Genomic DNA, 12,064 nt, shown 5'->3' with positions numbered 1-12,064 from the left:
TGCGCCTCAAATCACGGAAGATATGGCGATACGATATCTGGAAACTTTAGGTTACCAGATTCCCGACAAACGTATAAACGCCTAATAATTTCTATTAAATACATATTTATCCATGTCCACTTTGTAGAGTAGGCTTATTTATTATGCACAATTTTACTTATGACGTGTCTCTACGTTCTTTCAAACTATACCCTCCATTGCTATATGGGGTAATCTGTGGTATTCTTTTTCAAGAGGGTTCACTCCTTTGAATCTGGTTTTGGACGATTATGATTCTACTAAGGAGTAACCCTCTTTGTATATACTTTCTTTAACCTACCTTCGCATTTTTGCTACAGCGCTAACGCTTGCTCCCTTCTAATTCGCATTCGCTTGTAAGCAAGCGAACGCCCATTACGAAGCTACGTCGCCATATCGTAGAAAATTACTTTATGTTTTAAAAATCATGTCTTGACGATGGGGTGCACCTCAATTTTTCTCCCACAAACATTTTACTCATACCAACAAAAATAAAAAACTCTGAGTCATCAACCGTTGCCCCGCTCCCCTTGGCTTTACGGAGGGCCATTCTAACGTAAGGGGCAGCCACGGTTGTTTTCGATATCACTCAAATAAGCATGAGACACGCCGATTCTCTCGGACATATCCCTGAGAGTGATTTCGTTTGCCAGCCGGCCGCTCTTATTTATGCAATTCGGTATAATCTGCGCGAAGATAAATTTTAAACTCAGTTATTTTTATTCCGTACTTTTGTAACATTTTTACAATTATATTTCGAATAGAATTGGCGCTGAGATTTGTTTCAATATATAATTCCTCGCCAGCTAGTTGTACCGGTTTGCGCATACCACTTTTATCATGCAACGAAAAATAACGCATTTTTCGTCCGTTCATATCTTCATCATTGGCAAAACTTTCAATTTTTGCTCGATCTTTTTTAAACAGTATTTCTGCAGTTTTAATTAGCATATCTATCCATGTATCTACCATTACTTTTCGTCCTTCAAACTCAAAAGCAAATGGACGTTTATGGCTGAAATTTTCATATAGTGTATGCTCAATGTTATTATCAACCCTATACTGTTCATAATCGGGCAAAGATTTTTCAGCATCAGGTACAGTTTTTTCTTGTATGAAGTCAACTTCAAATAAATTTCTAAAATCTTGTATTTTTGATTCATAGACTGCTAATTCTCGGCTCACTGTAGCAAGCTGTTCGAGGAGTGTAAAATTTTTACTATCATTTGCCTTCTGTAATTTTATGCCAATATCTATTCTTGTAATTATTAAGGAATCTAAAAGCAGTTCCAATACTTCTCCGATTTCTATAGCCTTCTCCGGCAATTCATTTCTTAAAACTTCTATTAAATCATTAATAACCACATAATCACCCCTATCTTCAAGCATTCTTTGTAATCCACGCTAAATGTTTTATTAACCCCTTTACCCAACCAGTCTATTGGATGGTATTCTAATCGAATTATCCCTTCCTCCTCCAATAGAAATCCTAAAAGCCTTTTCCCCTTTTGCTCTGCTTATAGTGAATGATGTCCTGCCATTCCCTATGCACTGCTTGATCTCTTCCGAATTTATAACCGCAAGTTCACTTTCCAGTCAATTGTGGCGTTCTTACGGATCTTATCGCAAGTTCTCTGGCAATATCCCGCAAGGTTTTGTTATCTAATTCTTTTTCCAGTCATCAATCGTTGCACCCTACTCCCATTTGCTTTACGGTGGACCCATTCTTACATAATGGGCAACCTCAGAGTATATGCTCCGTTAAGTCTGGGGATACTTCCCCCGTTTTCTGCCAGCTAAATCATACAACGATTCCTGTTCCTCAGGAGATAGTTTAAGTTTCTTAATAGTTTTTTATTATCCGATAATTAGACAAAACAGTATTACTCTTCTTCAAAAGCAAAATTTGTAAATTTAAGCGTCCGGCAATTTTCAGTTACTGTCCTGACAACATTATCTGGTACCCCGTCACCAATTTCAGCCTGTATTTCCATCGTAACTTCAACATTGGCACCTGAAAGAAGGTTTAGATGCTGCACAATCTCCTCCGCAATCCGTCCGGCATCTCTTCCAATCCTCGAAGTATCAAGTTTAACAGTAGCGTAAAACCTCCTCGGCTTTTTACTCTGAAGTACTTGAGGATTAGTAACGTCGCTGGGCACTATTGTTGTAATACTGTCATCTGCTGCCGGATCCTGAACAACCGAGTTTGGAATTTGTGTACTTTCTCCAGGATAAGTAATACCTGCAGGAGTTATATCTCTTTCCTTTTCAATCCTCTCTTTTTCAATCTGAGCTTTCGCGGCCTCAGGTCTTACAAGATATCCGTTAATATCTACATAAAATACAGATAATTGATTAAACTTAAGAGCCAGATAACGTCCCTCGTCAGTAATACCTTCAGCATATGCAAAGTACTCATCTGAGCCTAGTCCATTTTTAATGGTATCCAAAAGTACATCGATATTCTTAAGTCTTGGCAAATAGCAGTAGCTGCTCAGATATTCCCAAAGCTTCTTTATTTGTATATGCTGTTGATCTTTCCAAAGCCAGCGGTCAAGTTCCATTCTCAAGAGGGCAGGAGACCATCTTGTAATAAGCTGTTCCATCTGGACCATTTTTTTAGATGCTTTTATAATATGGGTTTCAGAACCGCCACTTATCCTTGTCTTCTCCCACTCTATCGGGTTGGAACCATCCTGTACCGGCACGAGCAACCAGCAATATGCTTCTTTCATCCTTAGCTCAACAGTTTCATCGCTTCTTCTCATGCTGGTGTTGGCTTCCCTCTGTTGAGCAATATCAAGATTAAGGTTTTCCACATCATCAATAATAGACTTCCACGCCAAATACTTTCTCACTTCAGATGTAAGGCTAAGTATAATTTCGCTATCCGGAGCCACAAAAGCCAGCATATTCCTGTACATTCTCGGCGAAGTGCCACGGTTATTAAGTATATCGCTCGCTTTTTCGATCGCCTTGCAACTATTACTTCCCTGCTTATGGGTAAAATCCGGTGCCAAAACTACAAGCCTTACAGTCTGCTCATCGGGTATATCAAGTGATGACGAAGAACTGTGAACACCCGCAAATTCGCCGCGTTCCCTTATAGCTTTGAGTCTGCGCTCTATCTCATATTCAACCTCAGGTGCAGGGATCTGCACAGCTCTGTCTTCAACAGTTTTACGAAGTGTAGGCCTTGTATCATACCAGAAACGGTTGTTTGACATATCGCTGTACAGATATGCAAGCTGGTTCTGAAGATGAGACAGGGCATCATTAAATACCGAAACCTGTTCACCCGGTTGCACCACACCCAGTCTAATCCTGGTAACTTCAATCCCTCTGTTACGCTGTTCCTTTACTGATGGTGCGCTTCCAAGCATGATTGTCCTTGCCACTCTTCTGGCAGCCAGGCACCTTGAAAAGCGGGGATTTTTCTCCTCAATCGCATATGGTATTGAATTTCGTCCGTCGATCTCTTTATCAATAACCGCATTCCAGCCTTCAGGCAGATGTCTTGTCAGTTCTTCTCTTATATTCGGATTATCCAATGCGATGGAAGAAGGCATGATTAACAGACCGCCGTCATTTTTCATCCAGAGATCATGAATAACTGCAGCCATAAGCCTTAATACGCCACGAGTTTTCTGGAATCGTTCCAGAGTTGCCCAGTCACCATACAAACGGTCAAACACTTCCGGGTGAATTGGATAACACGACTTCAATCTTTCATAGTATTCCAATTCTTTACATTCCAGTGGAAAGTCTGCCGCGCTTTGATTATACATTTCGCTAAAGGCCCGGCATACCTGCTCAAGAGAAGCGGGATCCTGCGGAGGGAGAAAAAGCCTTCTTCTCACGATCTCAAATCCTTCATTAGCGCCTACCGGTTTCCATATTGCTTCCATCCTACCAAAGGTATGCTCAATAGTCTCAAGGGCGATCTTTCCAGCCTCACCACCAATTTCAATGTCAGACTCAGGTATAGAAGCAACAACAAGACTGTTCTTACTGGCACGAGCAGCTTCAGTCAATTCTTGAATGAATGAAATCAAATTATCAAAACTACCTGCAGGCAGTCCGGCAACACCATACAACTTTTTGGCATAGGCTACGAGCTCATCAATTAGTATTAAACAAGGGCCGCAAGCATCAAAAAGTTTAGTTAACGCTTCTGAACCAGGTGAAACACCTTTCTTATCAGCCTCTTTTACATAATCATATAAGCTTAAATCGCCTGCCTGCTCAGCAAGTTGCGCCGCCATTTCACCCCATAGTGTATTAATAGTAATGCCGGGATATTTAGGCGGCCTTTTGCTTTTGGAAGGGTCGAGAGCTGTACCAACAAGAACAGCTACATTGGTTTTTACAACCGATGAAAGCCCAGCTCTTTCAAGTACCGGCTTAACATTCGGCATCTTGTCTATAGAAGCCTGTCCCCTCAGCAGGTGATACAGTGCCAACATACTGTGGGTCTTTCCACCGCCAAAGGCAGTTTTAAGCTGGATAACGGGTTCTCCGTCTTTTCCTGCCACACGCCTTAAAGCCTGAACAAGAAGGCCTGTCATTCCTTCAGTTATATATGTCCGAGCAAAAAATTCCACCGGATCTTTATATTCTATAGATCCTTCGCCACGGGCCACCTGGGCAAGATCAGCAGCAAACTCTGCATTTCTGTATCTTCCCTGGGCGACATCAGGATGCGGTTCAATCACAAATCTCCATGAAGGGAGCCCTGAAAGCGGTGGAGTAGAAAGAACACCGCTCTTATCTATCTTGGTAGTTGTTGTTTGAGCAGAAGCAGCACCATTATTAGAATATATGGAAGCTTCAGGAGTCCCATAACGGATTTTCCTGATTAAAGTTCTTATCTCCTCAGTGCTCTCGGCATCAATCTGCTCGCATAAACGCGCCATGGTATCCAGTGCGCGCCAAGTATAATCGGTATCAAAATCCTGACCACCGATATGGGCACATTTATGCCGGACACCTATCAGTTCTTTCGTCCAGTTCCTGTGATCAATGCTTAATTTACGTTTAAAAATGTTTACCCAGTGCACATCAATTAACGTGAGGCAACGCATAATATCGAGAGAATCAACAAGTTCAGCCCAATCACCTTTTTCCGGGAGCCCTTTCCGCTGTTCATCCCTTAATGTATTAAGAACTCCTTCACTCCACCATTCGCCTTTATATTCGATCCGGAGTTCACGCGCTACATAGGGGGCCAAGGCTTTTAAAAGATATCTGAATCCCTGGTTAATAATATTTACATTTTCACTCATCACTCATTACCTCCTTAATCCCCAACTAAAAAAGTGATTGCTGCTCATATGACCTTGCAGCAAGTTCCAACGCTTTTTTCTGTATATCCGGCCATGAGACAACCAAAGCATTGTATGCATAGGCTTCTTCAGTCCAGCCCTTTCTCTCTGCTATAGTATAAAGCCTGTATGCTAACGCCTTAGAATTTTCGACAACATCGCTGCGCATTTCATGAACAAGTTCTGCGGCCTTAATCTCTCCTTCGTTTTCCAGGGTTTTAACCAGCTGCTGCGTGCACATCCAAATCATGTAGCTGCTCGAAGACGATACAGGAGACCATTTTTCATCCAGTTCTTCACGTTTAAGAAGCCTCACCTTTCCTTTTGCCGAGTAAACTACGCCTTTTTCCTCCAATCTTCCTACTGAAGTATTTTTAGCACGGGCTAAAACATCGGCCTCACCGAAAGGAGCTTCATTCATCCCGAATTGCTCATACCATGATACACAGAAACGGCTGTCAGCATCCATCTCGCCTTCCTGTGCCGTAAGGTAAGCATCCAACTCCTGGTTGATAATTTGCAAGGCTGTACGGACTGTCATAGGGGTACCGTCTGCTTCAAGCACTTTTGAGTAACGGGAAAATACGGACATCCCTGGTCCAATAGTCGCCTGTGCAAGGTCAACAGGAGCAATGTTGCCTTGCTGTAATTTTTTTAGTGCTGCAGGTAATTCTTTACGTAAGATATTTAAATACTCTCGTCTTGTTATCATATTTAAACTGTCTTTTTTTACTCGGCATACAATAACGATCGACGAAGCAAGGGCATTTGTACCGATTTCAACAGAACGTCCTATTTTTTCTGTTCTAATAGGCCAAGTACCAACAATTTCAAAACCAGATTTTATAAGTCCTTCAAGCATTGTTTCCCAGCCAGTTGATGATACATTTATATCATCATCTTCATCATTACTTTCAATTTCACTTTGCTTAAAAGCATAATAAATTGTAACTGGAAGTTCTTCTTTGGCAATTTCTTTCATATTGTTAAAAGCTTTGTACAAACCTTGTTCAAAAAACTCCTTAGCCTTTTCTCTATCTCCTTCAAAACGATATGGAGTTGCAACTAGTTCTTGTGCTTTCGGCACCAGTACCGTACTTAATATATCGGGATAAATATTCCCCAAAGAGCGGCGCAACCATATATAGAAATAATCGGATAAATCTGCATATCCAATATTATCATAATAAGGCGGATCTGTTGAAATCAAAAACTTATCCTTATCCTGAAAAGAAAATATCGCAGCATCTACTTGTAAAGCATTTCCTTCCTTTTTAGCCGGAATAGTTGAAAAGCCTTTTATCATTCTTTCAAATAAATTATTATAACTACCGGAAGAATTGCAAAAAGGGTTGCTTTCTGCAAAGTCCCAAACCATAGGTATAGCTTGCCTTGCAAATACACTCCTCATTTGTGAGTTGGTAGAATTCCAACTATTTATCGTTGATTGATGATTTGCCAATTGATCAACTAAAAACGCCAGGTAAGTAGCAATTGCTTCAGAATACGCTTTTGCACCTCTATCACCGTCGTTAATTCCTAATTGGTCATCCGGCAAGCCTGCAGAAATAGCGTCATTATATACTTTCAGCTTTACTTCGGAAATCATGTCACTGAAAGTTGTTAATGCTGTAAGTTGTCTGTTTGTAAATAAATCTGAAAACTTTGTTAATCCATAGTTGGGAGTTTTAAAATCTCTTGGATTATAGGGCAAATCTGCATCCGGGTAATCCAATTGATTATTTATGTTACTTAAATTTTCATGCTCCTGATTTGGCGGTAAGTAATATCTCCTCCTCTCGCCTTCTGATACAATTGCCATTAATCGTTTGCCAAGTCTGCCAGCTTTGCCTTCTGTCCGTATATAGTCAAAAGAAACGGGTGTTCCACAGCATATACATTTTGCTCCGCTTCGGTTTACCGTGCCATCCTTGGCAGTGCCACTTCCTGTTTTTACTACAAATTCGACTTTATTTTTATTAACAACCGGTTCTATCCAGGCTTTTGTTCCCCTCTTTGAGGATAACCAAAATTTGCTCGTCAAGGGCATTTCTGCACCACAAGCCGGGTTTGGACATTTCACTGTCCTACACCAAATCCAAGCTATAACAGTTGCTTCTCCGCCGCCATATTCTTTTGGCAATTTAACCTTGGGATAAAGATGACCAATACGCTTAAAAGCCTCATCCCTCATCCACTTGCCGTAATATCGCACGTCTTCAGCAAGACCGGAAGTTCCTTTCCACCCCGTTTTAAAACTTAATTCCCTTCTTGCCTCAGGATTCACGGGGGGCATATTTGCAAATTTCGGCGGTATTTCTATCAACGCTTTGGTGATTAACACAGCAACCGGATTAAGATCACCGGCATAAGCCTTTAAACCCAACCGCTGCGCTTCCAGTGGGATTGAGCCGCCACCGCAAAACGGATCATAAAATGGAGGCAGATTACCGCCTGTAGATTTCAATATTTCCTCTCTTGCTTTATTCAGAACTTCTTCATTGTTGCTGTTTTCCCATATCACCAGTTCTTCAATAATACCAAACAATCTCTGGCGTTCCTTCTCTTGTTCTTCTTCCGTAGGAAACTTGTCAGGATGAGCCGAAGGGTCATCCACAAGAGAAGCAAAAAGCACAGCTCTCGCAGTGGCAAGCGGTTTTCTCGACCACCATAGATGTAATGTGGAAGGATGCCCATGCCTGATTGATTTTTCTCTTGCCGATTCCCGATTGATTACTTCGAGCGGCAGTGCCACCTCAATTAATTTTTTCTTATACTCCATCTAAAATCATCTCCCTAGTCTCGACTTCAGTACTTACAGCCATTAGTTCTTCAATACTGTAGTTAACGCTTGTAGCTGCGAAATCCGGCTGATATCTAAAGGGTTTCTTCATGTAGCACACCTTTGCTTTATTACTATCAACCTCAACAACTGCCAAAATAAAATCTTCCGGCTTATTGAGGGCTGTAAGGATTTCGTTTTTGGTTACCGTTATGGTTACTGCTCCCCTGGTTCTTCCCTTTACTTCTATGAATCGGAGTTTCCCGTTCCCTGTTTTAGATTCAATATCATAACCGCATTTATCCGCGCTTACGTCAACAGGCACATAACCCTTTTCTCTTTCTACCATTATCACGGCCTGCATTGCAGCTTTTTCAACCTCTTGGGTGTTCTGACCAAATAAGCCCGGAGAGTAAGTATCTTCCATAGAGTTTAACATGGAAACAGGTATGACTAAAGCCCCGCCTATAATCACCGGCGGCAGAGGTGAAAGCCGTTTTTCCTGTTCCAGTTCTTCCATGCGTTTTTGGAGTCTCCCAGCCAATTCTTCCGCACGTCTTGCAGCCTGCTCGGAATTAAGCCTTGCATTCGGCTTGCCGGCACGCTCCTGGTCTTTCAGTTCCTGGCTTCGCCTGTCCCAATAGTTAATTTCTTTCGTCAGCCTGTCCTTTACAGCTGCCATAGTCTTTTCAACTAACTCAATCTTCCTCTTCTTAACTTCTTCAAAATGCCTGGGCACAAGCTCAGTTATCGCATATTCGGCAGCCATATTCTCAATGTCGTTTTTCAGCCAACCAGCCTGTTCAAGTATTTTGCCGGCTTTCTCTTTTTCTTCCTCTTTAAGACTTCTATAGTCGAGATATGGCGCATAACCGGCATTTTTTTTATTGCCATTGCTGTCTATCTCTACAAAATGAACCTGCTTTGATACTATCCTCCTTCTCCCGTTTGCATCTGTACGGGCATCCTGTATGGAGTTCTCTATATAAAACAATACTCTCAATTCATTACTGTTCCCTGTCTCATCAACAAGTATGGCCCCTCGCTTCAATACATCCGCGTTTCTTTCCCTTATTAAATCTATTACCGACTCAAGCAAGGGATGGCCCGGACAAATAAAAGCTGCAAGTGGTTTCCCCTGTATATTGATAAGCTCCTTTTCAAAACATACCCTCTCATACCTTTGTAATACTGGTTCTCCCAGACCTATAACCCTGTCACGATTTCGAATTACGGCAGGCACATGAGTAATTTCGTATCTTCTGGGTTCTCTTTCCCTGATAGTGCCACCCAAATACCTAAATGCACTAATAAAGAACGATTCGATAAAATGAGGCTGCAGTCTTCTTGCTTCAATCCTCTCCATTTCTTCCCGGATTTCCATAACCTTTCTTGCGTCCATACTGTTTTTCGCAAGAGCTCTTTCTTCAAAAAGCTTTTTCAACTGCTCCCTGTCAAGAGAATTATCCATCACTTTGTAAAGCCGTGCTTTTACATCCGGTCTGTCCCCATAGCGGATAGCTTCAATAAGAAGCTCCCTTAGCGGCTTGTTATCAAATGTTATCTTGCCAAGAATATCAAAAACCCGTCCGCCCAAGGCTCTTCGTTCTTCTTCCAGTTTTTTTAGAAGACACTGGAATACTTCTCCTTCACGGGTCTCATCTGCAACCAAATTCCAACAATGGCAAACTTCTGTCTGCCCAATTCTGTGAATACGTCCAAATCGTTGTTCCAGTCTGTTAGGATTCCAGGGAAGATCATAGTTTATCATCAGATGTGCTCGTTGAAGGTTTATACCCTCTCCAGCAGCATCGGTAGCCACCATAATACGCACTTCTTTATCCTGCGTAAACTTTTCCTGAGCTTTCCTCCGTTCTTCCCTCAACATCCCGCCTTGTATGGTCACCACCGCTTCTTGCTTACCTAATAATGCCCGGATTTTATCTGCAAGATAGTTTAGGGTATCCTTATGCTCTGTAAATATGATAAGCTTTTCCCGGTTTTTTTCTGCGTCAAACATCCTCCGGTCATCCTGCAGAAGTTTAGACAGCTCATCCCATTTCCTGTCCCTGCCGCTATTTCTTACTTTATATGCCATAGCCTCAAGGACCTTTAATTTCTCAATTTCCGCCTCAAGTTCAGCAATGGTACGCGCAGCTGTAGCCTGATCAACGACTGTTTCTTCTATCTCTTCAATTTCATTGCCAGGTGCGTCTTCAAGTTCCTCAATGTCTTCACTTGACAGCTCAGGATAATCAAAAACCCGATTTGCGGCATCCATTCCCCTTTTTTTGAGTTTTTCCTCGTTAAGCCTTTTTTCCAGTCTCTCGCGCCTTCTTTTGAGAGATTGATAAATCGCTTCAGGAGAAGATGCCAGCCTTCTTTGCAGGATGGTTAATGCGAATCCGACGGTACCTTTTCGGCCTTCGTTTTCGAGATTATCCGCCCTGTTAAACTCTTCACGCACATATTCCGTAACTTCTTTATAAAGCAATGCTTCCTCATCTGAGAGCTTGTAATTAACCGTATACGCAATCCTTTCGGGAAACAGGGGCGTTCCATCAAATTTAAGAAGTTCTTCCTTAACCATCCTGCGCATGATGTCCGATACATCTGATACATGATAGCCCTCCCGGAACTTTCCTTCAAACCTGTCACCATCAATAAGGGCCATAAAAAGCTGGAAATCTTCTTCTTTACCGTTATGCGGCGTCGCTGTAAGCAAGAGGAAATGTCTTGTGATGCTTGATAAAAGCTGTCCGAGCCTATATCTCTTTGTGTATTTCACTTCTCCGCCAAAAAATGACGCAGACATTTTATGGGCCTCATCGCATACAATCAAATCCCAATCAGACATTCTAAGCTTCGCCTGTATATCCTCATTTCGTGCAAGTTTATCAAGCCTGGCTATGCATAGAGGTATTTCCATAAAAACATTACCCGTTCTTGCAGAATTAATCCTGTCATTAGTTATAATTTCAAAAGGGAGTCCGAAACGCCTGTCCAGCTCATCCTGCCACTGTTCCGAAAGATTGCCGGGAGTCACAATTAAACACCGTTTAAGGTCACCTCTTATAAGGAGTTCCTTTATTAATAAACCTGTCATAATTGTCTTACCGGCACCGGGATCATCTGCCAACAGGAAACGCAGAGGCTGCCTTGTTAGCATTTCACCATATACAGCAGTAATCTGGTGCGGCAAAGGCTCTACCATTGAAGTATGTACAGCCAAGTATGGATCGAATAAATGAGCTAACTTGATCCTGTATGCTTCCGAAGCAAGTCTAAGCATCTCCCCATCAGCCGTAAAACTCCAAGGAAGACCGGCTTGAACAATTTCAAGCATTGGTTCTTTATCTCTATATATCAATTCATTGTTCACATTGCCTGAATTATCTTTATATGTCAATTCAACTGCAACATTACCTATCCATTTCGCATCAATAATAGTAACATTACTATTAGGCAAAATGCCTTTTACAATTGTTCCAGCCCTTAAATCCTCAAGCCGTACCATGTTTTCACCTCTCTATTCCTATGAAAAGAATCATGTTTTTCTATTCATTTTCGACCTTGCATCACTGGGTTTTTTAGCATCCTTTGGAATCGCCCAAACATTTCCAAGCCGTGTTGCTCCTTGAATCCTCCCCTGTGAACATAGAACCTGTACACGGCGGACAGTGATATTCCATTTTTGGGCAGCTTCTCTTGCCGTCATATATTCCATGATCTCACACCTCAATAGTGTAGAATTACCCAAAAATATTATATTCGTAAATGCGAATTTTCAATTGGAAATTTCCATTTTTTTGTTGAACGTCTGTGATATTGTCATATTGTAACGCATCAGTGAAAATGTCACTATGGGACAGGAGAGAATAACTTTGAGCAAAAAAGAGTTGAAGCGTTACAAAGTCATTGAACAACTGATTCAAGG

At 41.7% G+C, this 12,064-nt stretch carries 7 protein-coding genes; all 7 read right to left on the bottom strand.

What is annotated here, in order from left to right:
• Positions 1-569: 569 nt before the first annotated feature.
• Positions 570-671, bottom strand: coding sequence for a helix-turn-helix domain-containing protein (locus tag L1765_RS16245; protein WP_407942290.1), 102 nt, complete (start codon positions 669-671; stop codon positions 570-572).
• A 10-nt stretch (positions 672-681) separates the two neighbouring features.
• Complete coding sequence (locus L1765_RS15205; RefSeq protein WP_236408339.1) at positions 682-1,407, bottom strand: hypothetical protein; 726 nt, start codon at positions 1,405-1,407, stop codon at positions 682-684.
• A gap of 494 nt (positions 1,408-1,901) precedes the next feature.
• On the bottom strand, positions 1,902-5,306 hold the full coding sequence (locus tag L1765_RS15200) for a DUF499 domain-containing protein (RefSeq protein ID WP_236408338.1): 3,405 nt from the start codon (positions 5,304-5,306) through the stop codon (positions 1,902-1,904).
• Positions 5,307-5,331: 25 nt separating this feature from the next.
• Entirely contained in the window at positions 5,332-8,127 is a 2,796-nt protein-coding gene (locus L1765_RS15195) for a DUF1156 domain-containing protein (RefSeq protein WP_236408337.1), read from the bottom strand.
• Positions 8,117-11,644 (bottom strand): helicase-related protein, encoded by a 3,528-nt coding sequence (locus L1765_RS15190; RefSeq protein ID WP_236408336.1) that lies wholly within the window; start codon positions 11,642-11,644, stop codon positions 8,117-8,119. The genes L1765_RS15195 and L1765_RS15190 overlap by 11 nt, the downstream gene beginning before the upstream one ends.
• A 30-nt stretch (positions 11,645-11,674) precedes the next feature.
• Positions 11,675-11,854 (bottom strand): helix-turn-helix domain-containing protein, encoded by a 180-nt coding sequence (locus L1765_RS15185; RefSeq protein ID WP_236408335.1) that lies wholly within the window; start codon positions 11,852-11,854, stop codon positions 11,675-11,677.
• Positions 11,855-11,879: 25 nt separating this feature from the next.
• Positions 11,880-12,064: hypothetical protein (locus L1765_RS15180; protein ID WP_236408334.1), on the bottom strand; the 185-nt coding region annotated here is incomplete at its 5' end.

It is taken from the genome of Microaerobacter geothermalis, from assembly GCF_021608135.1.
Classification (GTDB): domain Bacteria; phylum Bacillota; class Bacilli; order DSM-22679; family DSM-22679; genus Microaerobacter; species Microaerobacter geothermalis.
This window is presented reverse-complemented; position numbering and strand designations above follow the sequence as displayed.

What these genes read in the sequence shown, in the direction of transcription:
- L1765_RS15205 (WP_236408339.1), bottom strand. Translation starts at nt 1,407, where the DNA reads ATGCTTGAAGATAGGGGTGATTATGTGGTTATTAATGATTTAATAGAA.
- L1765_RS15200 (WP_236408338.1), bottom strand. Translation starts at nt 5,306, where the DNA reads ATGAGTGAAAATGTAAATATTATTAACCAGGGATTCAGATATCTTTTA.
- L1765_RS15195 (WP_236408337.1), bottom strand. Translation starts at nt 8,127, where the DNA reads ATGGAGTATAAGAAAAAATTAATTGAGGTGGCACTGCCGCTCGAAGTA.
- L1765_RS15190 (WP_236408336.1), bottom strand. Translation starts at nt 11,644, where the DNA reads ATGGTACGGCTTGAGGATTTAAGGGCTGGAACAATTGTAAAAGGCATT.
- L1765_RS15185 (WP_236408335.1), bottom strand. Translation starts at nt 11,854, where the DNA reads ATGGAATATATGACGGCAAGAGAAGCTGCCCAAAAATGGAATATCACT.